At 67.4% G+C, this 22,752-nt stretch carries 22 protein-coding genes, 2 tRNA genes and 1 pseudogene; 7 read left to right on the top strand and 18 right to left on the bottom strand.

Going from position 1 to position 22,752, the window contains the following annotated elements; translation table 11 throughout:
- Positions 1-23 precede the first annotated feature (23 nt).
- The 12 genes from WFI52_RS10735 to WFI52_RS10680 form a co-directional block, all read right to left on the bottom strand.
- On the bottom strand, positions 24-1,157 hold the full coding sequence (locus tag WFI52_RS10735; protein WP_336626317.1) for an ABC transporter ATP-binding protein: 1,134 nt from the start codon (positions 1,155-1,157) through the stop codon (positions 24-26).
- Positions 1,154-1,939: an ABC transporter permease gene (locus WFI52_RS10730; RefSeq protein WP_336626318.1), complete on the bottom strand. Its 786-nt coding sequence runs from the start codon at positions 1,937-1,939 to the stop codon at positions 1,154-1,156. The genes WFI52_RS10735 and WFI52_RS10730 overlap by 4 nt, the downstream gene beginning before the upstream one ends.
- Entirely contained in the window at positions 1,936-2,838 is a 903-nt protein-coding gene (locus tag WFI52_RS10725) for an ABC transporter permease (RefSeq protein WP_336626319.1), read from the bottom strand. The genes WFI52_RS10730 and WFI52_RS10725 overlap by 4 nt, the downstream gene beginning before the upstream one ends.
- A gap of 18 nt (positions 2,839-2,856) precedes the next feature.
- The gene (locus WFI52_RS10720) at positions 2,857-3,960 is read right to left on the bottom strand and encodes an extracellular solute-binding protein (RefSeq protein ID WP_336626320.1); all 1,104 of its coding nucleotides are present in this window, start codon (positions 3,958-3,960) and stop codon (positions 2,857-2,859) included.
- Positions 3,961-4,095: 135 nt separating this feature from the next.
- A complete protein-coding gene (locus WFI52_RS10715; protein ID WP_336626321.1) occupies positions 4,096-4,932 on the bottom strand; it encodes a PfkB family carbohydrate kinase in 837 nt (278 codons plus the stop codon).
- Complete coding sequence (locus tag WFI52_RS10710; protein ID WP_336626322.1) at positions 4,932-5,963, bottom strand: SIS domain-containing protein; 1,032 nt, start codon at positions 5,961-5,963, stop codon at positions 4,932-4,934. The genes WFI52_RS10715 and WFI52_RS10710 overlap by 1 nt, the downstream gene beginning before the upstream one ends.
- Positions 5,964-6,173: 210 nt before the next feature.
- Complete coding sequence (locus WFI52_RS10705) at positions 6,174-7,256, bottom strand: LacI family DNA-binding transcriptional regulator (protein WP_336626323.1); 1,083 nt, start codon at positions 7,254-7,256, stop codon at positions 6,174-6,176.
- 12 nt (positions 7,257-7,268) lie between these two features.
- Entirely contained in the window at positions 7,269-8,495 is a 1,227-nt protein-coding gene (locus tag WFI52_RS10700) for a flavin monoamine oxidase family protein (RefSeq protein WP_336626324.1), read from the bottom strand.
- A 14-nt stretch (positions 8,496-8,509) separates the two neighbouring features.
- Entirely contained in the window at positions 8,510-9,355 is an 846-nt protein-coding gene (locus WFI52_RS10695; protein WP_336626325.1) for a sugar phosphate isomerase/epimerase family protein, read from the bottom strand.
- A complete protein-coding gene (gene solA / locus WFI52_RS10690; protein WP_336626326.1) occupies positions 9,352-10,503 on the bottom strand; it encodes an N-methyl-L-tryptophan oxidase in 1,152 nt (383 codons plus the stop codon). Before solA ends, WFI52_RS10695 begins: the two co-directional genes overlap by 4 nt.
- 123 nt (positions 10,504-10,626) lie before the next feature.
- Positions 10,627-11,412: a DeoR/GlpR family DNA-binding transcription regulator gene (locus WFI52_RS10685; RefSeq protein ID WP_336626327.1), complete on the bottom strand. Its 786-nt coding sequence runs from the start codon at positions 11,410-11,412 to the stop codon at positions 10,627-10,629.
- Positions 11,413-12,302: 890 nt separating this feature from the next.
- On the bottom strand, positions 12,303-12,497 hold the full coding sequence (locus WFI52_RS10680; RefSeq protein WP_336626328.1) for a hypothetical protein: 195 nt from the start codon (positions 12,495-12,497) through the stop codon (positions 12,303-12,305).
- 493 nt (positions 12,498-12,990) lie between these two features.
- Here WFI52_RS10680 and WFI52_RS10675 point away from each other — a divergent pair, with 493 nt between their 5' ends.
- Entirely contained in the window at positions 12,991-13,779 is a 789-nt protein-coding gene (locus WFI52_RS10675) for a hypothetical protein (protein WP_336626329.1), read from the top strand.
- A 384-nt stretch (positions 13,780-14,163) separates the two neighbouring features.
- Here the strand turns inward: WFI52_RS10675 and WFI52_RS10670 are convergent, their stop codons facing one another.
- On the bottom strand, positions 14,164-15,318 hold the full coding sequence (locus WFI52_RS10670; protein WP_336626330.1) for an EcsC family protein: 1,155 nt from the start codon (positions 15,316-15,318) through the stop codon (positions 14,164-14,166).
- A 104-nt stretch (positions 15,319-15,422) separates the two neighbouring features.
- On the opposite strand from WFI52_RS10670, the gene trxB reads away from it, so the two are divergent.
- From trxB to WFI52_RS10645, 5 genes are read left to right on the top strand one after another with little or no spacing between them, the layout of a single operon-like run.
- On the top strand, positions 15,423-16,397 hold the full coding sequence (gene trxB, locus WFI52_RS10665) for a thioredoxin-disulfide reductase (RefSeq protein ID WP_336626331.1): 975 nt from the start codon (positions 15,423-15,425) through the stop codon (positions 16,395-16,397).
- Positions 16,394-16,720, top strand: coding sequence for a thioredoxin (gene trxA / locus WFI52_RS10660; RefSeq protein ID WP_336626332.1), 327 nt, complete (start codon positions 16,394-16,396; stop codon positions 16,718-16,720). Before trxB ends, trxA begins: the two co-directional genes overlap by 4 nt.
- Positions 16,717-17,805 (top strand): ACR3 family arsenite efflux transporter, encoded by a 1,089-nt coding sequence (gene arsB, locus WFI52_RS10655; RefSeq protein WP_336626333.1) that lies wholly within the window; start codon positions 16,717-16,719, stop codon positions 17,803-17,805. Before trxA ends, arsB begins: the two co-directional genes overlap by 4 nt.
- Entirely contained in the window at positions 17,802-18,806 is a 1,005-nt protein-coding gene (locus WFI52_RS10650) for a metalloregulator ArsR/SmtB family transcription factor (RefSeq protein ID WP_336626334.1), read from the top strand. The genes arsB and WFI52_RS10650 overlap by 4 nt, the downstream gene beginning before the upstream one ends.
- 15 nt (positions 18,807-18,821) lie before the next feature.
- On the top strand, positions 18,822-19,226 hold the full coding sequence (locus WFI52_RS10645) for an arsenate reductase ArsC (RefSeq protein WP_336626335.1): 405 nt from the start codon (positions 18,822-18,824) through the stop codon (positions 19,224-19,226).
- Between the two features lie 135 nt (positions 19,227-19,361).
- Here WFI52_RS10645 and WFI52_RS10640 read toward each other — a convergent pair whose 3' ends face one another.
- Together WFI52_RS10640 and WFI52_RS10635 are read right to left on the bottom strand one after the other, a co-directional pair.
- Entirely contained in the window at positions 19,362-19,670 is a 309-nt protein-coding gene (locus WFI52_RS10640; RefSeq protein WP_336626336.1) for a hypothetical protein, read from the bottom strand.
- Positions 19,667-20,143 (bottom strand): annotated as a pseudogene (locus WFI52_RS10635) (HAD-IC family P-type ATPase); the annotation flags it as partial. The pseudogene WFI52_RS10635 and the gene WFI52_RS10640, both read right to left, overlap by 4 nt.
- Before the next feature lie 44 nt (positions 20,144-20,187).
- Between WFI52_RS10635 and WFI52_RS10630 the strand changes: the two are divergent.
- A complete protein-coding gene (locus tag WFI52_RS10630; RefSeq protein WP_336637411.1) occupies positions 20,188-20,943 on the top strand; it encodes a pentapeptide repeat-containing protein in 756 nt (251 codons plus the stop codon).
- Between the two features lie 231 nt (positions 20,944-21,174).
- Here WFI52_RS10630 and WFI52_RS10625 read toward each other — a convergent pair.
- The 3 genes from WFI52_RS10625 to WFI52_RS10615 all read right to left on the bottom strand — a co-directional run bounded on the left by WFI52_RS10625 (position 21,175) and on the right by WFI52_RS10615 (position 22,742).
- Positions 21,175-21,263 (bottom strand) — tRNA-Ser (locus WFI52_RS10625).
- An 86-nt stretch (positions 21,264-21,349) separates the two neighbouring features.
- On the bottom strand, positions 21,350-22,636 hold the full coding sequence (locus WFI52_RS10620; RefSeq protein ID WP_336626338.1) for an LCP family protein: 1,287 nt from the start codon (positions 22,634-22,636) through the stop codon (positions 21,350-21,352).
- Between the two features lie 21 nt (positions 22,637-22,657).
- A tRNA-Ser gene (locus tag WFI52_RS10615) sits at positions 22,658-22,742 on the bottom strand.
- Positions 22,743-22,752 lie beyond the last annotated feature (10 nt).

Genomic DNA, 22,752 nt, shown 5'->3' with positions numbered 1-22,752 from the left:
GTTTGGTCCGTTTCGCGGGTGGGTCAGTCGGTGGGAAGCAGCACGGCGTCGGAGATGTCCCACTCGAGCCACGCTTGGTCGCCTACGCCGGGAGTCGACGCCGACCGTGGTCCGCGCACGAGACCGGTCGTTCCGTCGGGCAGCCGGACCGTATGACGCCATGCCGTCCCGAGGTACGTCTCGGTGAGGACCGTGACGCGGACGCGCTCTCCCCCGCTGGTCGCCGTATCGGGACCGCCGGCGGTGAGCCGCAGGTTCTCGGGCCGGACGAGGATCGCTGCGGCACCCCCGTCAACGCTTCCGCGCGCGCGGATCCGCGCCGAACCCGATGTCAGCTCGACCTCTTCCCCGACGCGGGACGTGATCGCCCCGTGGAACACGGTCGACTCACCGAGGAAAGTGCCGACGAAAAGCGTGCTCGGGCGCTCGTAGAGCTCCTCGCCCGTGCCGACCTGCTCGATCACACCGTTGTTGAAGACGGCGATCCGGTCGGAGAGCGAGAGGGCCTCCTCCTGATCGTGCGTGACATAGACGAAGGTCGACCCCACCTCCTGGTGAATGCGCTTGATCTCGGACTGGAGCCAGTCACGCAGCTTCTTGTCGAGCGCACCGAGGGGCTCGTCCATGAGGAGCACCTGCGGCTGATAGACGAGGGCTCGCGCGAGCGCGATGCGCTGCTGCTGACCCCCGGACAGCTCGGAGGGGAGGCGATCCGCGAATTCGCCCATCCGCACCATCTCGAGGGCGTCCCGCACCATCGTCGCCCGCTGCGCCTTCGGCAGCCGGCGGCGGCGCAGCGGGAACTCGACGTTGGCGAAGACGTTCATGTGCGGGAAGAGTGCGTAGCTCTGAAAGACCATGCCGATATCGCGCTTGTGGGGCGGGACGGCCGCGACCGACCGCCCGCCGATCTCCAGCCGCCCGCTGGAGATGGAGGTGAAGCCCGCGATCATGTTCAGCGTCGTCGTCTTGCCCGAGCCGCTCGGCCCGAGAAACGTCATGAACTCTCCCGGACGGATCTCGAGATCGATGGACTTTACGACCGCAGTCGATCCGTACTTCTTCTCGAGGCCGAGGAGGGTGATGCCGCGACTCGGCGGGACTCGGTCTGTCGCCGCGACGGGTGCGGAAGCGGCGGTTGTCGAGGTGGTGCTCATGAGCGAGCCTTTCTCTTGCTTCGCGACAGCGTTTGCGCGGTTCCGATGATGACCACGGACAGCACAGTGACCAGCACGGCGACCGCTGCCACCGTCGGATCGGTGTCCTGCGTGACGCTCCGGTAGATCTTTACGGGCAGGGTCTGCAGGCCCGGCGACTGGATGAACAGCGAGACGATGACCTCGTCGAACGAGGTCACGAACGCGAATACGGCGCCCGCGACCACGCCAGGCGCGATGAGCGGCAGCGTGACACGGAAGAACGTCGTGACCCGATCGGCCCCGAGACTTGCGGCGGCGAGTTCGAGTCGGGAGTCGAGACCCTGGATGCTGGTCCCGACGTTGAGGATGACGAGCGGCAGCGCAAGCGCGGTGTGGGCCAGGACGAAGCCGGGGAAGGTGCCGAGGAGCCCGTACTGAAGGAAGACCGAGTAGAGGCCGATCGCCAGCACCACGCCGGGAACCATCATCGGCGTGAGCAGGTAGTTCTCGATGAGGGATCGCCCGCGGATCTTGACCTTCGACAGGCCGAACGCCGCGAGCGTGCCCAGCACCACTGAGATGACCGTCACGGTGAGGCCGATCTGGATCGAGAGCACGGTGGAGCGGATCCACGAGCGGTCCGTGAAGAAGTTCTCGTACCACTGGAACGAGAACCCCTGCGCGGGGAAGTTGAAGGACGCCTTCTCGCTGAACGAGATGGGCACCAGCACGAGGGTCGGCAGGATCAGCCATGCGACGAGCACAACCGCGAAGACGGTGAGGACGATCTTGAGTCTCATCGGTTTTGCGCCCCCGGGACGGTGAAGCCGCTCTTGGTGAGCTTTGTGACGAGGAACAGGGCGAGCAGCGCGGCGGCGAGCAGGCAGACGCCGAGGGCGGTGCCGCGACCCCACTCGAGGAAGCCGCTGACCTGAAGCTGAATGAGCGACGGGAACATCGGATCCTGGGGCGATCCCAGCAGCGAGGGGATGATGTAGAAGCCGAGCGCGAGGATGAAGACGGTGATCGAACCAGAGAAGATCCCGGGCTTCGACAGGGGCAGGAACACTTTGAAGAACGCCACCACCGGGCGCGCCCCGAGGCTCTGCGCGGCCGGGACGAGCCGCGGTTCGATGCGGGAGATCGAGGAGTACAGCGGCATGACCATGAACGGCAGCAGTACCTGCGCCATGCCGATCGCGACCCCGAGCGGGGTGCGGATCAGCTGAACATGGCCGATGCCCACGGTCTCGAAGAACGCGTTGACGGGCCCGGTGTCCTGGAGCAGGACGACCCAGGCCAGCGTGCGGACGAGGATGCTCGTCCACAGCGGCACCATCACGAGCAGCGTCATGACGGCGCGGGTGCGCTCCGACACGATCGTCATCAGGTGGGCGTAGGGGTATGCCAGCAGCAGGCAGATCAGCGTCACCGACAGGGAGATAACGACTGTCGTCAGCGCGGACCGCAGAGCGAGCGGCGAGGTGAAGACCCAGGCGTAGTTCTGCAGACCCGGCACCGGGTCGGTCACGCTGACCACGATCACGACGATGATCGGAAACGCGAAGAACAGCGTGATGAGGAGGAACGCAGGAGCGGTCAGGGAGAGGTGACGCGCGGTCTCGCGCCACCTCTCCCCTCCACGCGGGGAACCTGCGTCAGCGCCGAGCTGGATGCGCTCGGTATCGCTCTGGTTCACCGTTGCAGTCACTGGATGTCAGCTCCCGGCGACCCACTCGGTCCACTCGTCGGAGAACGCGTCCCAGTTCTCGACCCAGTAGTCGATGGAGACGGCGTGCCCCGTGTCGAGGTGGCTCGTCACGAGCCAGTCGGTCAGCGGCTCGGAGACCGTCGGCTCGGAGTTGACGTTGACCGGCGCGTACGAGGTCTGCTCGCTCTGGGCGGCCTGCTGGTCGGCACCGAGCATGTAGTTGATCGCTGCGAAGGTCGCGTCGAGATTCGCCGAGCCTTTCGGCACCGCGATGCCATCGATGGCGAGCACCCAGTCTCCCCACATCGGGACGATCGGCGCGCCGGCGTTCGCCGCGCCGTACCCGCGGCCGCTCCACACGAGCGCCATGTCGACCTCGCCGCTCTCGAGCTGCTGCTGCGACTGCGCGCCACTCGTCCAGGGGATGAGGTCATCGCCGAGGCTCGAGTACGCCTCGAGACCCGCGGTGAAGTCCTCCGGGGTGAGGGCGTCGAAGTCAGCGCCGTTGGCAAGCATGGCGAACTCGACGGCAGGAGCTTCCATCCAGGGGGTCACCGGGACACCGCGCTTGCCGGGGAACTTCTCGGTGTCGAAGAAGTCGGCCGCCGTCTGCGGGGCGTTGTCACCATAGACGTCCTCGTTGTACGCGACGGTGTAGCCGTAGAAGATGTTCGGGACCATGCAGTCACCGGCGAGCGTGCCCTCAGGCACCTGCGAGAGGTCGACCTTGTCGGGGTCGATCTCCTCGTAGAGGTCACCGCAGAAGCGCTCGACCTCGATCGACGATGACACGACCATGTTCCAGTCGACGTTGCCCGAGTCCACCATCGCCCGGAGCTTCGACAGCTCGAAGGCATCCTGCTCGACGATGGCGCCCGACTCCTCCGAGAAGGGCTCCCAGACCGCCTTCTCCAGACCCTCCTGTGCGATGCCACCGTTGCCGGCGTACACCAGGGTGATCCCGTCGAGCGCGCCCGACTCGATCTCGCCGGCCACGGCAGGCGCGAGGTCGAGGTCTTCGCCCGCCTCTCCTCCGGCGTTTGACGCGCAGCCGGCCAGTGCCACGGCCGTCACGAGCGCCAGGCCGGTTGCGGCCATCCTCTTCTTCATGCGGGAATCCATTGCTGCTCCTCACTCGGTACAACGCGCCGGCGGGTTCCGGTCACGCACGGGTCGGATACCACGTTGCGGCGGTTTCCGGGTAAAACAATCGAAATAAAGATAAACACGCGTAAACACTGACTGTCAAGCAACGTTTGTCGGTGTCGGCTCGAACTCCGAGAGGGCCCGCTCGTGACCGAAAGACCCGCGGTATCGGCACGTCCGCCCAGCGAATCGGCTGGCCGCGGCGAGGGCGGCCGGCACGTCTGCTCCGGCACGCAGCTGTGCCATCAGGCAGGTCTGAAAGGCGTCACCGGCGCCGATCGTGTCAACGACGGCGACAGGCGCCGCCGGCTGTTCGAACAGTCCGTCCTCCGACAGGGCGAGCGCGCCTTCGGCGCCGCGCGTGACGACAGAGAACTGGGCTCCCGCTGCGCGTGCCGCCTCCAGGAGCTCCACGCAGTCGTGGTAGGGAAGGTCGTCCCGGGAGAACGTTGCGACCTCGACGTATCGCAGGAGCGGGGCGGCGTAGTCCATCTCCCGCTTGGAGAAGTCGAACGAGATGGGAGCGAGACCATGAAGCCGGGAAAGCTCGTGGTCGATGTAGCTGGTGTGGCCTGTGTGTATCCAGTCCATGCCGGCGAGGAAGGCGAGGTCCTCGTCGGTCAGGTCGAGGGTCTCCACCGGCGGCACGTACCCGGTGAACCGGCGGTTGCCGTCCGGTTCGACGACGACATCGGTCGTCGGGTTCGGAGCGTCCTGACGTCGTGTACGGGAGACATCTACCCCCTCGTCCAGCAACGAGGACCGCACGAAGTCGGCGCTCGCGTCCGAGCCGAGGATGCCGATATAGGCCGACTCGACCCCGAGGCGGCTGGCGAACACAGCGGCATTCGTTGCGCTGCCGCCGGGGAACGCCAGTCCTTCCTCCGGGTAGCGATCGAGGACGTTGTCCCCGATCGCGCACATAAGGAGGGCCATCAGTATGCGACCTGATGCATGTAACGGCGCTCGTCGAGGTTGTGGCCCGTGACCGACTCGAAGTGGTCGGCGAGGCGCATGGTGATCGACGCCATGGGGATGTGCTGCACCAGCGCCCGATGCGCGGGCTCGATCCCGGGCAGGTCGAGCTGCTCGACATCCAGCACCCGGTAGTTCGCGTTGTAGCGGTCGAGGAACAAGATCGTGCGGTCGGCGTGCGCGCGTGTGCCATCGGCACCGGCGAACAGGATGTACGGCTGATTGTCCTGCGCGAGCTCGAACGGTCCGTGGAAGAAGTCGCCCGCGGTGAAATGCGTCGACTTCTTCCACTGCATCTCGACCAGGTAGCAGACCGAGAGCAGGTAGGCGAGGCCCGTGAGGTTGCCCGAGGCGAGGACGAAGACGTTGTCGGCGAAGCCGTACGCGGCCGCGATCTCGGCGAGATGTTCCTCGATGCCCTGCGTCGCCGTCAGCGTAGCGCCGGGGATACGGTCCAGCGCCGCGCGTCCGGCCTCGAGGTCGTCGGATATGCCGGCGGCCGCGAGGATCGAATACGCGAGCTCGGTGAGCAGCACGTACTTGGCGCTGGTGATGCTGCGGTCGCTGCCGTAGACGAGCGAGTGATCCGCGGCGGCGGCGAGCGCGTTGTCGGCGGTGATCGCGAGCGAGACGACGAGTGCGCCGCGCTCCTTGGCGAGCTCAGCGGCGCGGACCGTCTCGGGCGTGCCGCCAGAGTGGGATGCCGCGACCACGAGGTCGCTTGGTCCGACGCCGTCGGCGTACAGCGCCGTGAACTCGGCCGCGTTCAGGTTGTAGGTCGGGACGGGGAGACGCGACATCTGCAGCTGGAGCGCCACCGGCACCGAGGAGGCCCACGAGCCGCCCATGCCCACGAACAGGATCCGCGAGATGTTCCGCTCGGTCACGTCCCGCGCGATCCGCTCCGTGAGGCCGCGCTGGCCCACGGCTCCCTCGAGCGTCGGGACGAGGTCTGCCTCGATGGGGCGAAGTGACGAGAGGAGCTTGGTCATTACAAACCTTTCCGGCGGCGATTTGTGAGAACGTTCTCTCACCGCCACTGAACGTAACAGACCGACCCCGCAACGTCAACCGACTGCCCGAACCGAGATTCTTCAGCCGTACGGATGGGGCCGGATCGACACGCCGAGCACCATCGCGAGCACCGTGGACGGGAGGGGACGGAGGCTCGGCGGACGGGTCGGCTCAGCGGTTGGAGTGGCTCAGCGGACCGCGGCAACCGAACCGCGCTCGATGAACGCGGCGGGCATCGTCACGATCCGAGGCGGCTCGCTGTTGCCATCAATGCGGCTGAGCAGCATCCGGGCCGCCTCCTGCCCCATCGCGTATGCAGGCTGGTCGATCACCGAGATGCCGGATGACGCGAACTCGGTCCAGTCCTGGTTGTCGAAGCCGATGAACGACACGTCCTCGGGCACCCTCAGCCCCGCGGCGCGGATCGCGCGGTAGGCACCGAGTGACATCGAGTTGTCGGTCGTCACGATCGCCGTCGGCGGGTCGGATCTCAGGAGCACACTCGTCGCGATCTGGGCGGCCTCTACCGTGTACGCGCCGCTGCGGACCACGAGAGCAGGGTCGATCGGGAATCCGTGCGCTCGATGGGCACGCACATAGCCGGTGAGCCGGCTGATGCTCGGCGAGAGGTCGAAGGGGTGAACGGCCTCGTCACCCTGAGCCAGTGCGGCGAAGAGGCGTTCCACCGCGCTCTGCGGCGAGAACTCGCCGACGATCGCGATCCGCTCGTGCCCATCGTCGAACAATCGCGAGACCGCGGCCTCGACGGCGGTCGGGCCGTCGACGACGACCGCGTCGGTCTCCAGTCGCGAGCTCGCACGGTCGACCATCACGAGGGGGCGCTCCTCAGCCACCCACGCCCGCAGATGATCAACGCGATCCGGGTCGGACGGGGCCATGATGACGCCGTCTACTCGGCTGCTCTGGAGACTGCCGAACGACTCCACCTCGGTGTGCCAGTTCTCGTCGCTGTTAGTGATCAGGACCGTGTATCCCCGCCCGCGGGCGACATCGGTGATCCCGCGGACGACGGCGGCGAAGAACGGGTCGTAGACATCGGCGCAGATCACGCCGATGGACTGGGTCCTGCCCGTGATCATGCTACGGGCAAGCTCGTTCGGGCGGTAGTTGAGGCTCTCGGCCGCTCGCTTCACCGCCTCGCGGGTCGACTCCTTCACCCGTCCGTAGTTGCCGAGTGCCCGGGCAGCCGTCGCCGTCGACACTCCCGCTGCGCGCGCAACCTCGACGAGGGTAGGAGCGTGGCGAGGCATCCGTCGAGGCTATCAGCCGGGATCCGCCGCCCGCCCGGCGCGCAGGAGGCGCTCGGCTGCTGCGAGGCCTGATGCGGCGGCACCGTCGAGGTTCGCCGTCGTGGAGATGTGCTCACCGGCGAACGTCACCCGCCCCGCGATGAGCTCGTCGAAAGCGTGGACATCGCGCGGGTCCCAGCCCACGCGGGCGTGGCTGTACGCGCCACGGGCCCAATCATCCTCGCTCCACGCCGTGACCAGTGGCTCCCCCCGGACGACGAGGTCCGGCCGCAGCCCCCGCACGTCGTCGAGCCATCGCGCCCCGCCCCCGGCGTCCGCGTACACGCGCGCCGAGCGACCACCCGCGAACCCGGTGAGGACCGGCACGCGCGACTCGCCGGACTCGTCACGGGACTGCCAGGTCCACGCGAACTCGAACGGGGACTGCACGGCCGGATCGGCGACGTCACCCCCGAGCGGCACCGAGCATTTCGTCGCATCGCCCATCCCACGGGCGGCGAGGGCGTCGACGATGGGTCCGGGCAGGGCGAACTCGAGACCGAGCTCCTCGATCAGCGGAAGCGGGACGGCGATGACCAGCTCGTCGCCCTCGACCCGCCTCCCGTGCGCCGTTACGACGGTGACTACGTCCGGCGCGAGGCGGGCGGCCACGACCGGCTCGCCCAGCCGCACCGCGTCGCCGAGCCGACCCGCCATCGCGATCGCCAGCGACTGATTGCCGCCGCGCAGCCGGCCTGCATCGTCGATCAGCGCCTCCCCCCCGAGCGCGAGTGCGTGCGCGCTGACGCCGGCCGTGTCCGCCGCGACTGACGTTCCGAATCGGCGGAAGAGCGGATGCGCCTCGAACCCCGGTCCGAGCGCCGCCGCGAACGCGTCCCGTACGCTGGCGTTCACGCCGCGGGCGGAGAGCATCTCAGCCGACTCGCGCACCCGGTGCTCGGCATCCAGCAGCTCGCTCCATGAGATCCGCCGCCCGCGAAGGCTGCGTCGCTCGTAGGTCACGCCGTGCGACACGACCGGGATCCGGAACTCGGCCGCGAGCGCGCGGACGGTGTGCTCGCTCGGGAAGATGTACTCCCCGCCGCGTTCGACGACCGTGCCGTCCGGAAGCTCATGCGACCACGCGCGCCCGCCCACCCGGTCGCGGGCCTCGAGCACGGTGACGTCGCGGCCCGCGGCGTGCAGGCGGATCGCGGCCGCGAGACCGGCGTACCCCGCACCGATGACGATCGTCCTCACGCGGGTGCTCGCACTCAACGTGACGCCATCTCGCCGATTCGCGCCGCGATGTAGTCCAGGCTCTCGCGGTGGGCCGGCAGCGGATCAAGCGCGTCGAGCGAACCAAACAACTCCTGCGTCATCATTCCGTCGTAGCCGGCCTCGTCCAGTTCGGCGAGGTACTGCGCGAGGGGCAGCTTCCCACGTCCCCACGGCATGTGCCCGCTGGGCGCACCGTCGACGAGGTGGACGTGCCGGACGCGGTCGCCCAACACGCGGAAACAGTCCGCGATCGTCTCACTCGACATCGCCATGGCGACCGTGTCAATGACCGCGAACAGGTTGTCGCTCGCCACGTCGTTCAGCATCGCGTTCAGATCGCTCGAGTTGTTCACGAGGTTGGACTCCCGGCGCTGGAGCGGCTCGAGCAGGCACCGTACGCCGAGCGTCGCGGCATATTCGGAGATCTCCTCGAGGCCGTTGCGCGAGCGGTCCCACGCCTCCTCGCGGGAGAGGTCCTCTCGACCGGTTCCCGGCACCAGGAAGAGGAATTCCGCTCCAAGGCCGGCAGCGACCTCGGCCGCGCGACGGTACGTCGCGATCCCGCCGCGACGCTCCCACCCGGCTTCTGATGCCAAGTTGACCGGATACATGATCTGCTCCGGGGTGAAGCAGTGGACGGACATGCCGCGGTCCTCAATCCGCCAGCGCATCCGCTGCACGTCGCCGTCCTCGAGCGCGGGCACGTAGAGGTCGGGTGCGATGCCCCACAGCTCGAGCCGGCGGCGGCCGAGCGCCTCCATATCGTCGAGGAACCGACCGAATGTGAAGCGTTGGTAGAGAAAGTTGGTGCCGGTCATCTGGTCGAGCGAGATGCTCATGCGCCCACCCCCTCGGCGACGGCGAAGCGGCCCAGCTCGAACGCTGTGATGTCGGCGAAGGGTTGCTCACCGAGCGCGAGCTGCGCGCCGAGTTCGCCCGAGGCCGGCGCATACTTGAAACCGTGCCCGGAGCAGGCCGAAAGTACGACGACGTTCGGCCAGTCCGGCGGTGTCCCGATCACGAACCGTTCGTCGGGCGCCCAAGTGACCATGCACGGCACCGCGACGGAGGGCTCCGGGTTGAGCCCTGGAAAGCCAGACCGGACATAGTCGGTGATCGCCGCCACCTCGTCGGACGTCGTCGGACGTCCGTTCTCGGTCGCGTCCGTTACCGGGATCCCGTAACGTCCGTGCAGCCCGATCTTCACTCCCCGATCGCTCACCTGCGGGAAGCCCCAGCCGATGCGGCCGTCGGGGAGCTCGCGCATGAACACCGGGAAGCGCGATGCGTCGAGGGGCACCCCGCGCTCCGTCGGGGCGAACCACGTCGCGCTGATCCGCACCGGATCCACCGGGACGGAATCGGGGAGCTCCTGCGGTATCCACGCTCCCGCGCTGACGATGACCCGCCGGAAGCGGCGGTGCGTCCCGTCGACGCGCAGCACCACGCCTTCGGGTCCCTCATCACGGACCAGCGTCACCGGGGTGTCGAAGTGCGTACGCGCGCCCAGGGCTTCGGCGCGCCCGATCGCCGCCCGGATCGCCTCCTCAACCAGCAGGTAGCCGGCATGCGGATCGACAAGGGCGACCTCGCCGTCATCCACAGCATGAGCGGGGAACCGCCGCCGCACCTCGGCGGCTTCGATCTCTTCGTACGGCATGGCGTGCGCGTCCGCAAGCGCACGAGCACGTGTGACGTAGGGTCCGTCCCTGAGCCCGATGACCAGCCCGCCACTCTCGACGACGAGGTCATCGCCAGACTCCTGCTCAAGCACCCGCCACAGTTCCTCGGCTCGTGCGGCCAGTGGCTTGTAGGGCAGAGGCTGGTCGCCAATGATCTTGTTCATCCGGGTCTCGCCGTGCGAGGACCCGCGCGCGTGCGCCGCCCCGAAACGCTCGAACCCCACCACGTTCGCTCCCCGCGACGCGAGCCGCCACAGCGCCATGCTGCCGACGGCACCGAGCCCTACTACCGCGACATCTTCCATCTGCTGAATCGCCTTTCGCTGCTTTGGGTGTGGCCCCGGCGTCAGAGCGACGGGCCGGTCAGGCCAGTCGATTCTAAAGCAGAATATGGACAGAAAAGCAAATGGAAAAACAGAATCCGAGAGTTAGGGAGTCGCGACCACCACGCGCTCGACCGCGCCCTCAAGCGCGCTGATCTGGTCAGGAGCGGTGCCGCTGTCGGTGATTAGCGTGTCGATGTCGCTCAGGTCGCCATACTTGCAAAGTGAGACCGAGCCGATTTTGCTGTGGTCGGCGAGCACGACCGAGCGACGCGCGGAGCGGAGCATGGCGCGTTTGGTTTCCGCTTCGGCGAAGTCGGGGGTCGTGAGGCCGCGCTCGACGCTGACCGCATTTGTCCCGAGAAAGGCGACGTCGACGGAGAGGTCGCTGAGCGCTCGAACTGCAAGCGCATCCACGGTGCCCATCGTCACCGGACGCAGTCGTCCGCCGATCATGACAACGGTGCATGCCGGGCGGCTGCTTAGCAGCATACCGATCGGGAGGGAGTTGGTGACAACCGTCACGCGCAGATCCGGCGGCGCCAGTTCAACCATGCGATACGTGGTGGTGCCGGCCTCGACGAGTACGACGCTCTCGGCCGCGAGCATGCTCAGCGCAGCCGTGGCGATCGCCGTCTTCTCCGACTGAAGCGAAGTACGCGTCTGCAAGCCGGGCTCAAACGAGAGGCTTTCGAGCGCGAGCGCGCCACCGTGCACACGGCGGATGAGCCCCTGGCTCTGAAGCGCGTCGAGATCCTTGCGGACCGTCTCGGCGGTCACGGCGAGCGCACCGGCGATCTCACGCACCCCTGCGCGACCGTCGCGCCGCACGACATCGAGGATGATGTTCTGCCGCTCGGGCGCGGAACGTACGTCAAACGTTGGCTTCATATGGATGCTCCGCGCTTCGATCGTCGGATACGGGACAAGTTAGCAGTGACACGTCAACGGTACGCTTCCGCAGTGGGACTGTTGTCGGACTGTCGCCGGGGCGGAGCATCTATCCCTGCTTTACCTCGGTCGCCCAGACCATGCGAGGCCAGCCGCCGCCTGACCACGTCTGTGTTCCTGTTGAGATTCCTCGAGAGTTCTGATGACCATCACATGGGCCCGCTTCGCTTGTGGAGGCGGGGCGTGCGTTGGACCTATCAGCAAGTTCGCCCAGTCCCTGTCAGTTGCGCATGTCGGGGAACCACCCCGCAGGCGGCTCGATGTAAGGCAGCGCTCTCCGAGTTCGCACGTGTCTTTGGAGCGCGAAGGCCCCGTCAGGGCTGAGCAGGATCGTCATGTGGTGATCAGCGTGGTCGCGCACCAGGTGCTCGCACCGGTCGCCGGATCTCGGCGCAGGTGTTCCCAGATCCGCCACAGTACTTCGAGGCGCGGACAGCGTCCCACGCTGGTCGACGTGGTGCGCCGATCGTAGTCGCCGATCATCTGGGACAGCTCGCCGAGGAACCCCGGCCCCTTCACTCCCCCGCCGTAGACTGCGACGTTCGACGCGCTCCCCAGCTTCCGCATCCCCTCACGGATGCACAACCTGCACGCCCTGCGACCAGGATTGCAGGATCGTCTTAAGCTCCCGCGGGAGCCGTGCTGGCCGTATAGGTCCGGGGGGGTCGTGCCAGCGGCACACGTTCGCGGCCTCGTCCAGGAAGCCCAGCATGGGCGTCTGTAGCCGGCCTCCGGGTTGCGTGATGGCGTACTCCTCGTCGGCTTCTACGGTTGCGCGGTCCGTGCGATGACCAGCGGCCCGGCGGTGCCGCGTCCCTCTTTGAAGAGCTCTACAGCGTGTCCGTGCTCCGGACGAACGAGTGCGGGGCGAACTGGGGTCGCAGATCCTCGGCACGGCCGTGCGGGGTCATCCATTCGGCGATCGCGCGAACCTTCAGACACGACGCCATCTGCCCGGCCGTGCCGTACACGCTGTCGCGCCGGCGGGACTCGCCGTTGACCTGTCCCGACACCGCGTCGAACATCTGGTCGCACCCATGTCGACGGAGAACGCGCACCGGCTCGTCAGCGCCCGGCGTGGTGGTCCAGGTGAACTCGGGTCATCGGCAGTTCTTCCAAATCCGCGGCGAGCAGGGAGCCGGCGAGAAGATCCTGGCCGGCGTTGTCGAAATAGGCATCCCCGCGACTGTCGCCCGAGCTCGGAATCCGTATCGCGCGGGGCGCCGTTCAGCGGCGGACCGACGTCGTCGACACAAACCCTGCGCCGACCGGCGGGGCCGGATCCGTTCGGTAGGACGTCGGCGTGAGCGCCGCGCGGATGCGACGTTCGGTGTCGGCCGCCCGCAGGGACTGGGCCTGCTCGTATGCTCGGACGAGGTCGGGAATCTCTTCGCTTCGAGCCCGATATCTATCGGCGAGGTGCGCGCGCGCTTCGCGCAGTCCGTCGTCCGCGGTGGCGCTGCGGAGGTGCCCGGTAGCAGTGCCGCTGGCGATGCGGGCGTCAAGGTCTAGCAAAGTGTGCCAGGTGCTACGCAGCCAGTCGGTGGCGAGTGGCACGCCCGCCACGCCGTCCTCTACAACCTGCAACGCCTCGCCGTCCTGCACGGTGACGAGGAGGCGATCGTCCGCACCCACGGCGGAGACATGCCGCGCGCACACCTGCACGCCGCCGCCGCCAGAGCGCTACGTGAGGCCGAGCTGCTCGACCGCGCGACTGTCATCGCACACGAGGGCATGACCCTCCCCGGCGGAGCGCACCAACAGCAGGTGTGCGGCGAGCTCTGGGCGGCGCTGGCGATCGAAACCGGAGTGGATGCCGCGGACGCAGCTTCGGAGGTGTTCGAACGATGGCCCACAGCGAGCAACGCGGAAGCATGGCAGGCAGCCTCAGGACAGAATTGGCCGGCGATCCGCGAGCACGCGATCGAGCGGATGCACGAACGCCCCTGGGAGCTGATCGCGTACCTGATAGATGCCGACGACGTCGCGCGCGCATGGACCGAAGCGCTCCGAGCATCCGCGAACAGCAAGTCTCTCCACGCATCGCAGTGGGACGACCTCGTCGGCCGATATAGCAAGATCGACCCCGTGGCCGTGCTCCCCGTCATGGCGCAGCTCATCGACGACCGCCTCATCGAGGCGAACACCCGCGCCTACCCCGGCGCCGTGCGAAGGATGACGAAACTACGCGCCGCGGCCCGCGCCGCCGGACGCCCCGAGATCGCCGACGACTACCTCGCTGACGTACGCCGCCGCAACGCCCGGCGCCCGTCCCTGATCAAGCGAATGGATGCCGCCGGACTCTGACCCATCAGAGGCATCGCGGCAGAACCCATCCCGAGGAGACGGAGGGATTCGCGCTCCCGGTCTCGCGCTCACACGGTCGATACGAGGCGACGGAGTAGCGCGAAGTAAGCAGAACGCTCAGCAGTACGCCGCAGAACCGTGAGAGTGCTCAACATGGACCACGTCGAGAACGTGGCAGAAATGGCAGTTTTCGTGGCAGAAGCGGATGAAAATAGCCTCTGATCTGGCATTTTTAGGGCGGAGACGGAGGGATTTGAAATCGCGCCGATGGCAATTGGGCTGATCGAAATCGCATGAATGCGCGGAATCTGATGTCGCGATAGGCCCCTCGATCAGGTGAGTTGAGTTCAATTTGTGGCAAAAACGTGGCAGCGGTGGCGCCACCTACGCCCGCGGTCCCTCACGGCCGAGCAGATCTGGTCCCCCGGCATCTGCTAGCTCCTCGAGCACGCTAATGCGCTCGTCGTCCACGTCATGTTCCTCATCTTCAACGACTCGCATATCGATCGGGGCTTCTGCGATCAACTGTGGATACTTCTCGGCGAGGAATCGGCGCCTGTACGCGACGTCCGCCGCGTCGAAGATTCCCTCCAACGTCGCCCAGTTGAATGTGCCACCGAGCAGGATGCCCACGACCGGGACGAACTTGCCCAAACTCTTCTTCGTGAGACGAACCCCGAATGCCTTCGCGAACTGTCCACTGACTTTGGAGATCACGCTCTTGTTGAGTGCGTCCCACGTCTTGCCACGCACGAGGGCCTGGGTGAGCCGAGAGACATCCGCCAGGGCTGCAGTCTTGGCGGTCGCAGAAACGGCGGTCCCGGTATTCACAACCGATAGAGCAAAGATTTTCTCGTTCGGGTCTTCGGGGTCGTAGCCATACAGCAGGGCGACGTGTCCGACGGCTCGCGTGGCGAGCGTGAGCACGGCGGCCGCATCGGCGGCAACCGCACCAACGACCGCTCCGGCAGAGGGTGCGGCTCCCGCGCCCGCGGACGCCACGGTGACCAGCTGACCACCCGAGATTACGAGTCCGGTGCCCGCGCCTGAGAGCGCCGCGATACCTGGATAGTAGAGGTCCGTACCGTGGCGGCCGACCTTGTCTACCTGCTTCAGATCCAGACGTCGTACATCCGCCAGATCCTCGACCTCGTGCCCCTTGCGCTTGTGGAGATCGACCACTCGCTTTGCCGACAGGCCCGCGCGCGAAGCACGCGCGGCCGTTGTCTTTGCGGAATCGAGCGCCGCCCCAGCCCAATCCGCGACACCATCGGGCACCGCATCGCTCACCCTCGCCGCTGCGGCTCCAACCTTCCTAGCGCCCTTCGCAACGGTCTTCCTGCTGTGAGCAACGGCGCTCGCGACCTTCGGGCGATCCTCAAGGTAGTCGGTCGCCTTGCCCCCGACGGAGATCGCACCCTTCACCACCTTGTCGTTGAAGTCTCGAAGCGTCGCAGACAGCGGCCTCCCCTTACTGGTAGGTCCGATTGTTGAAGAGTGCACTTTTCGCGCCTTTTTCATCGATGATGCGGAGGTCACGCGCGAAGGGTGTTGGCGGCCCCTGCCTGAGCCGGTAGGTGAACATCCGGTGACAAAGCCCTCGCAGGCTCGCGGACTGATTCGATATCTGTCAATATAGAAGCATGTCGAATCAAGAAGTCGAGCTGGTCATCGTCGGGTCCGGTCCCGCGGGATACATGGCGGCGGTCTACGCGGCGCGTGCGGGTCTCGCGCCGGTGGTGATCGCGGGTTCGGTGACTGCGGGCGGTGCGCTGATGACGACGACGGAGGTGGAGAACTTCCCGGGCTTCGTCGATGGCGTGCAGGGGCCGGAGCTGATGGAGTCGATGCGGGCGCAGGCCGAGCGGTTCGGTGCTCGGATCGTCTACGAAGATGCGGTCCGCCTCGAGCTCGACGGCGACGTGAAGACCATCGAGACCGGTGCCGGGGCGACGTATCGGGCGCGGGCGGTGGTCCTGACGATGGGTTCCGCGTACCGCAAGCTCGGCCTTCCCGAGGAGGAGCGCCTGTCGGGGCACGGGGTGTCGTGGTGCGCGACGTGCGACGGGTTCTTCTTCCGCGAGCAGGAGATCGTCGTGGTCGGCGGCGGGGACTCCGCGATGGAGGAGGCCCTGTTTCTCACCCGGTTCGCGTCGAAGGTGACCGTCGTGCACCGCCGGGACGAGTTCCGCGCGTCGAGGATCATGGCGCAGCGCGTGCTGGAGGACCCGAAGATCGAGGTCGCCTGGAACAGTGAGGTCGCCGCGATCCTCGGCGATGAGCAGGTCACCGGGCTCACGCTGCGCGACACCGTCACCGGGGCCGAGCGCACGCTCGACGCGACGGGGGTGTTCGTCGCGATCGGGCACGACCCGCGTTCCGAGCTCGTGACCGGGCAGGTCGACACCGACGCGGACGGGTATGTGCGGGTCGCGCACCCGTCGACGCGGACGAACCTGGCCGGGGTGTTCGCGGCCGGGGATCTCGTCGATCACACGTACCGGCAGGCGATCACCGCCGCGGGCACCGGCTGCGCGGCCGCGCAGGACGCCCAGCACTACCTGTCGAACCTCGCACCCGCCACCGTTTCCGAGCTTGCTTTGGAGGTCTCCGCATGAGCACCGTCACCCCTGTCACCGACGCTACTTTCCGGGCTGAGGTGATCGAGTCCGGGCTGCCCGTCGTGGTCGACATCTGGGCGACCTGGTGCGGCCCGTGCAGGGCGATCGCCCCGATCCTGGACCAGCTCGCCGTCGAGTACGCGGGCCGGGTGAAGATCGTGAAGGTCGACGCCGACCAGAACCCCGAGACCGTGGCCGCGGCAGGGGTGACCTCGATCCCGACCCTCGGGTTCTACCGGGACGGGGAACGCGTGGACGTGCTGATCGGCGCGCACCCGAAGCCCGTCTACATCGCGAAGATCGAGGAGCTGCTCGCATGACCGACACCTTGACCCGGACCGCCCCGAAGCGGCTCTCCACCCTCGACAAGTGGCTTCCGCTGTGGATCGGCCTCGCGATGGTCGTCGGCCTCCTGCTCGGCCGTTTCGTGCCCGCGCTCTCGGACGCGCTGTCCGCGATGGAGGTCGGCGGGATCTCGATCCCGATCGGGCTGGGCCTGCTGGTGATGATGTACCCGGTGCTCGCGAAGGTCCGCTACGACAAGATCGCCGCCGTGACCGGAGACAAGAAGCTTCTTGTCTCCTCGCTGCTGCTGAACTGGCTGGTGGGGCCTGCGGTGATGTTCGCGCTCGCGTGGATCTTCCTGCCGGACCTGCCGGAGTACCGGACCGGGCTGATCATCGTGGGTCTCGCCCGCTGCATCGCGATGGTCGTGATCTGGAACGATCTCGCGTGCGGTGACCGGGAGGCGACCGCGGTGCTGGTCGCGATCAACTCGGTCTTCCAGGTCGTGATGTTCTCGGTGCTGGGCTGGTTCTACCTGACCGTGCTGCCGGGCTGGCTGGGCCTGGACGCGCAGGGTCTGGAGATCTCGGTCTGGCAGATCGCGCTGAACGTTCTCGTCTTCCTCGGGATCCCGTTGGCGGCCGGGTTCGCGTCCCGCTTTGTCGGCGAGAAGCGCAAGGGGCGCGACTGGTACGAGGAGAAGTTCCTCCCCAGGATCGGGCCGTGGGCGCTCTACGGGCTGCTGTTCACGATCGTGCTGCTGTTCGCCCTGCAGGGCGAACAGGTCACCTCCCACCCGATGGACGTCGCCCGCATCGCGCTGCCGCTGCTGGTCTACTTCGCGCTGATGTGGTTCGCCGGGATCCTGCTCGGCAAAGCCCTCGGCCTGGGCTACGCGCGCTCCACGACGCTCGCGTTCACCGCCGCGGGCAACAACTTCGAGCTCGCCATCGCGGTCGCGATCGGCACCTTCGGCGCGGCATCCGGCCAGGCCTTGGCCGGGGTCGTCGGCCCGCTCATCGAAGTGCCCGTGCTCGTGGGCCTGGTCTACGTCTCGCTCTGGGCCGCGAAGGCCTGGTTCCACACCGACCCCTACGCCACCGAATCGAGGACGTCATGACCGACACGACCGTCATCTCTGACGCCGACGCGTGCGCACCGTCCACGGCGCATGCGATCGGCACCGAGGCCGCCACGACCGTGGCCGGGGCGCTGAAAGCGCTCGCTGACCCGCTGCGGCTGCGGATGCTCTCCGCGATCGCGACCGACCCGCGCGGCGAGTCCTGCGTGTGCGACCTCGCGGACCTCGCCGAGGTGTCCCAGCCGACCGTGTCGCACCACTTGAAGGTGCTGAAGGAGACCGGGATGCTGCTGTCCGAGCGGCGCGGCACCTGGGTGTACTACCGCATCGCCCCGGGCAAGCAGCGCGCCGTCGCGGCCCTGCTCGACGCGTTCGCTCCCGCCGCGGCCGTCACCGACGAGCCCGAGGACACCGCAGCACGGGCCGAGGCCCTGCAGCAGATGGACGCCCGCGTGACCCGCCTCGCCGATGAGCTCGCCGACGAGCTGACCGGGCTGAACCGGGATCTCGTGATCGCGATCGTGCGCGAGTCCTACGCCGGCCTGGTGCGTTCGGCGAAGCTGACGGCGCACATGATCCCGCTGACCGAACGGTTCGCCCGGCAGCGCCTGGCCGACCTGACGCGGGACCGTTCGGCCGGGGTGCCGCAGGTGCTGTTCGTCTGCGTGCAGAACGCGGGCCGCTCGCAGCTCGCCGCCGCGATCGTCAACCAGCTCGCAGGTGGCAAGGTCGTCGCGCGGTCCGCTGGGTCGACGCCGGCGGTCGACGTGCATCCGCACGTGAGGTCGCTGCTCGTAGAGATCGAAGGCGAGCAAGACGCCGGGGATGCGTTCCCGAAGCCCCTCACCGACGACGCTGTGCGCGCGGCCGACGTGGTGGTCACCATGGGCTGCGGGGACGTCTGCCCGATCATCCCCGGGGTCCGGTACGAGGACTGGGCCGTCGGCGACCCGGCTCTCGCTTCCCCGGAAGGGGTCGACGCGATCCGCCACGACATCGAGGGCCGCGTCCGCGACCTCCTCGCCACCCTCACCGACTGAAAGAAGCGAACAACAATGACCGACCAGAAGCCCTCCGTCCTCTTCGTCTGCGTCCACAACGCCGGCCGCTCCCAGATGGCCGCCGGTTATCTCCGCGAGCTCGCGGGCGACCGCGTCGAGGTCCGCTCCGCCGGGTCCATGCCCGCCGACCAGATCAACCCCGTCGCGGTCGAGGCGATGCGCGAGGAAGGCATCGACATCACCGCCGAGCAGCCGAAGGTGCTCACCACCGAAGCGGTGCAGGACTCCGACGTCGTGATCACCATGGGTTGCGGCGACGCGTGCCCGTTCTTCCCGGGCAAGCGGTACGAGGACTGGAAGCTCGAGGACCCGGCGGGGCAGGGCATCGAGTCGGTGCGCCCGATCCGCGACGACATCAAGGCCCGCGTCGAGACTCTCCTCGCCGAACTACTCGCCTGACGAGCTGCGAGCACCGGAGGGGCAGAGGCCAATGGCCCTGCCCCTCCGGTGTGTTTCCGGGTCCGCGAACTTTACGGCGAACACCGCTTTGCCGTGAGGTGTGACCCAGTGATCGCGTCACCGGTCGTTCTCGCTCTACCGGGATGCGCCTCGCAGCGCTGCTTCGATCTGCTCCTGCGTGGGCGCTCCGGCGTACCCGCTTCCTGTCGCGTAGACCCGGCACGCCAGCGAGCGAGCCGGGGTCGTCGGGAACAGGTCGACGCCGTCGAGGAGGATCGTGGGCGAGCCTCCGAACTGGGTGTTCGCCGCCTCGGCCTCCGTTCGGATCGTCACCAGCTCTACAGGAACGCCCCCGAGCCCGAGAGCGTCCAGCGCTGCGCGTGCGTTGGTTTCGGCGATGTCCGTGTTCGGGCAGTCGACGATGTGCAGGAGTTCGACCTTCATGCGCTCGGCTCCTTCCGAGTCCCGGCGGCGCGCAGGCCGTTGAGGATGACGACGACCTCGGCGATCTCGTGCACCAGGACCACGGCGGCGAGGCCCAGGACGCCGAACAGGGCCAGCGGGAGCAGCACGGTGATGATCAGCAGCGACAAGATGATGTTCTGGTTGATGATGTGCCGCCCCCGACGGGCGTGGTCGAACGCGCGCGGCAGAAGCCGCAGATCGTGACCGGTGAAGGCCACGTCGGCCGACTCGATCGCGGCGTCGGAGCCCGTCGCGCCCATCGCGATCCCGATGTCCGCGGCGGCCAGCGCAGGGGCGTCGTTGATGCCGTCGCCGATCATCGCGACCGGCCCCTTCGCACCGAACTCTGCGATCGCGGCGGCCTTGTCCTCCGGGCGCAGCTCGGCGCGCACGTCATCGATCCCTGCCTGCGCAGCGAGAGCGCGGGCGGTGCGGGCATTGTCGCCGGTGAGCCGTGGTCCAGTTGGCAGACGATACGGAGCAGCGGTCTACCCAATTGGAAGACTCCGATGAGAACGCACCGATAATCGCGGTCGACTTTTCGGGGGCGGACTTACGGCGCATGAATTTCTCGAACGCTGACCTTTCTGGCGCTAACTTCAGCGACGCCAACCTCGAAGATGCCAACTTCAAAGGCGCCTGCCTCATCGGCGCGGACTTCACCAAGGCGCGACTCGGTGGGGCCAACCTCGAGGGAGCGAACTTGAGCGGAGCGCACTTCGAAGGCACGTCACTCTCGCGAGAGCAGGCCTTCAGCTTCTACGGCGCCAGACTCACCAAGGCAGTGCTCGACGGGGCGACCCTCAACTTCGCTGGCTGCGACCTTCGCGATGCAAACCTCAGCCACACCAACCTGCAGGGCGCGGACTTCACGAAGGCGCGACTCGGTGGGGCCAACCTCGAGGGAGCGAACTTGAGCGGAGCGCACTTCGAAGGCACGTCACTCTCGCGAGAGCAGGCTTACAGCTTCTACGGCGCCAGACTCACCAAGGCAGTGCTCGACGGGGCGACCCTCAACTTCGCTGGCTGCGACCTTCGCGATGCAGACCTCAGCCACACCAACCTGCAGGGCGCGGACTTCACCAAGGCGCGACTCGGTGGCGCCAACCTCTCCAAGGCCGACATGCGTCGAGCAAACCTCACCACGGTGGATCTGAAGGGGACCAAGCTCGACGGCGCGGACATGCGCGGAGCGATCCTCAACGGATCTAGCGTGAATCTCGCCTCCACCACCGATACCCGCTGGGTCTAGCAGCCACAACTGAACGACCGGGTCGGAGAACCACGTTCCGGAAGGCCGGCCGCGAAGCCGTCGCCGCTGTTGCGCCGACCGTCATGTCCCCGCTGTCATCTCTCAGGACTGCCGTGTCTCAGGACATCGGTGACGATTCGTGGCAGAAACGTGGCAGAAGCGGTTTCGGCACCCCGGCTGGAAAGCAGAAAACCCGCGAAATTCCGCGGGTTTCGAGCCTGAATCTCAGAGCGGAGACGGAGGGATTTGAACCCTCGGTCCCCGTAAGGGGACTCCACCTTAGCAGGGTGGTGCACTAGGCCTGACTATGCGACGTCTCCAGGCGTTCAGCTGCCGGAGCCGCGCGAACGCACCCGGCAATCATAACCGGTCGCGGCCCTCCGACCGAACCACGCGAGTGCGGCGATCAGCGCTGCGCCTGCGTGCAGGTCACCTGCTTGGCGGTCTGCCCCGTGATCGTCGGCGGCAGAACGACGGGCGCCTCCGTCGCTCCGGCATCCGGCACCACCGCATCCGTCGCGGTCGGATCGGGCGTCGCAGTCGGATCGGTCGTCGCCTGGTCGGCCTCGCCGACCACGGCGGTGCCGTAGCCGTCGCTCGTCGACCCGGTGAGCTGGATCGGCTGGTTGGCGGCGAGCGCGTCGAAGAGCACCGACGCGGCATCCTCGAGCGGCACGACACGCGAGCCATCGGACGCATACGCGGTCGGATACTGGACGAAAGCGATGTCCTCATACGGCACGGCACGCAGAGCCATCGCGATCTGCACCATCCGCTGCGGGTTGGCGAGGGACTTGCTCAGCACGAGCTGGTTGTCGTTGACCTGCTGCACCGCCGTGGTCGCGAGATTGAGCAAGGTCGCGGGGTTGCCGAGCACGCCGCCGGACTGCAGCTTCCGCACGAGAGAACTCATGAACTGCTGCTGGTTCGAGATGCGCCCGAGGTCGGAGCCGTCGCCGATGCCGTGACGGATGCGCAGGAACTGCAGCGCTTCGACCCCTTGCAGGGTGTGCTCCCCCGCCGTCAGATTGAGTCCCGTGTGCTCATCGCTGATGTCGTCTGCGACACAGACGTCCACGCCACCGATCGCATCGGACATGTTGATGACGCCGGTCCAGCGGATCGCGCCCGCGTATGTGATGTCGACACCCGTGAGCTGCTCGACCGTCGCGACCGAGCACGCCAAGCCGCCGTACATATACGAGACGTTCAGCATCTGCGCGCTCATCGCCGAATACTGAGTGCCGTCCTCGCCTGTGCACGCCGGGATCGGCACGATCATGTCGCGCGGGAACGAGACGACAGTCACGCGCCGCGGCTCGTCGCTGATGTGCACGAGCATCGTCACGTCGTTGCGCTCTCCCTCCGTGTCGCCGTTCTGACACGCGCCCGACAGCGCCGCGTTGGCCCCGTCGCACGAGTCGGTGCCCACGAGCAGCAGATTGACGCCGCCCTCGATCTCTCCGATCGACGGCGGGAGCTGGGAGTCGTCGTCGCCGATCGACACACCGGCCGCTTCGACGGCACGCGCGGCATCCCACACCGCGAACGCGCCGACCGCACTCACACTGATGACAGCGACCGCGACGATCGCGCCGAGCACCGTCAGCACCTGCAGAAGGGGGTTCGGGGAACGGAGGATGCCGTGCCGGGCAACGGGCGTCCGTCGCGCGCGATCACTGCGTGCGCTCACGGGTGTCCTTTCGACGAAAAGCGGAGGGTGTGGGATTCGAACCCACGGGACATTGCTGCCCACTGGTTTTCAAGACCAGGTCCATCGGCCGCTCGGACAACCCTCCCCGTACAGCA

The sequence above is a fragment of the Microbacterium sp. MMO-20 genome, from assembly GCF_037147735.1.
In the GTDB taxonomy this organism is placed as follows: domain Bacteria; phylum Actinomycetota; class Actinomycetes; order Actinomycetales; family Microbacteriaceae; genus Microbacterium.
This window is presented reverse-complemented; position numbering and strand designations above follow the sequence as displayed.

Coding starts and splice junctions, on each gene's coding strand:
- WFI52_RS10735 (WP_336626317.1), bottom strand. CDS start 1,157: ATGAGCACCACCTCGACAACCGCCGCTTCCGCACCCGTCGCGGCGACA.
- WFI52_RS10730 (WP_336626318.1), bottom strand. CDS start 1,939: ATGAGACTCAAGATCGTCCTCACCGTCTTCGCGGTTGTGCTCGTCGCA.
- WFI52_RS10720 (WP_336626320.1), bottom strand. CDS start 3,960: ATGAAGAAGAGGATGGCCGCAACCGGCCTGGCGCTCGTGACGGCCGTG.
- WFI52_RS10715 (WP_336626321.1), bottom strand. CDS start 4,932: ATGGCCCTCCTTATGTGCGCGATCGGGGACAACGTCCTCGATCGCTAC.
- WFI52_RS10710 (WP_336626322.1), bottom strand. CDS start 5,963: ATGACCAAGCTCCTCTCGTCACTTCGCCCCATCGAGGCAGACCTCGTC.
- WFI52_RS10705 (WP_336626323.1), bottom strand. CDS start 7,256: ATGCCTCGCCACGCTCCTACCCTCGTCGAGGTTGCGCGCGCAGCGGGA.
- WFI52_RS10695 (WP_336626325.1), bottom strand. CDS start 9,355: ATGAGCATCTCGCTCGACCAGATGACCGGCACCAACTTTCTCTACCAA.
- solA (WP_336626326.1), bottom strand. CDS start 10,503: ATGGAAGATGTCGCGGTAGTAGGGCTCGGTGCCGTCGGCAGCATGGCG.
- WFI52_RS10685 (WP_336626327.1), bottom strand. CDS start 11,412: ATGAAGCCAACGTTTGACGTACGTTCCGCGCCCGAGCGGCAGAACATC.
- WFI52_RS10680 (WP_336626328.1), bottom strand. CDS start 12,497: ATGTTCGACGCGGTGTCGGGACAGGTCAACGGCGAGTCCCGCCGGCGC.
- trxB (WP_336626331.1), top strand. CDS start 15,423: ATGTCGAATCAAGAAGTCGAGCTGGTCATCGTCGGGTCCGGTCCCGCG.
- trxA (WP_336626332.1), top strand. CDS start 16,394: ATGAGCACCGTCACCCCTGTCACCGACGCTACTTTCCGGGCTGAGGTG.
- arsB (WP_336626333.1), top strand. CDS start 16,717: ATGACCGACACCTTGACCCGGACCGCCCCGAAGCGGCTCTCCACCCTC.
- WFI52_RS10650 (WP_336626334.1), top strand. CDS start 17,802: ATGACCGACACGACCGTCATCTCTGACGCCGACGCGTGCGCACCGTCC.
- WFI52_RS10645 (WP_336626335.1), top strand. CDS start 18,822: ATGACCGACCAGAAGCCCTCCGTCCTCTTCGTCTGCGTCCACAACGCC.
- WFI52_RS10640 (WP_336626336.1), bottom strand. CDS start 19,670: ATGAAGGTCGAACTCCTGCACATCGTCGACTGCCCGAACACGGACATC.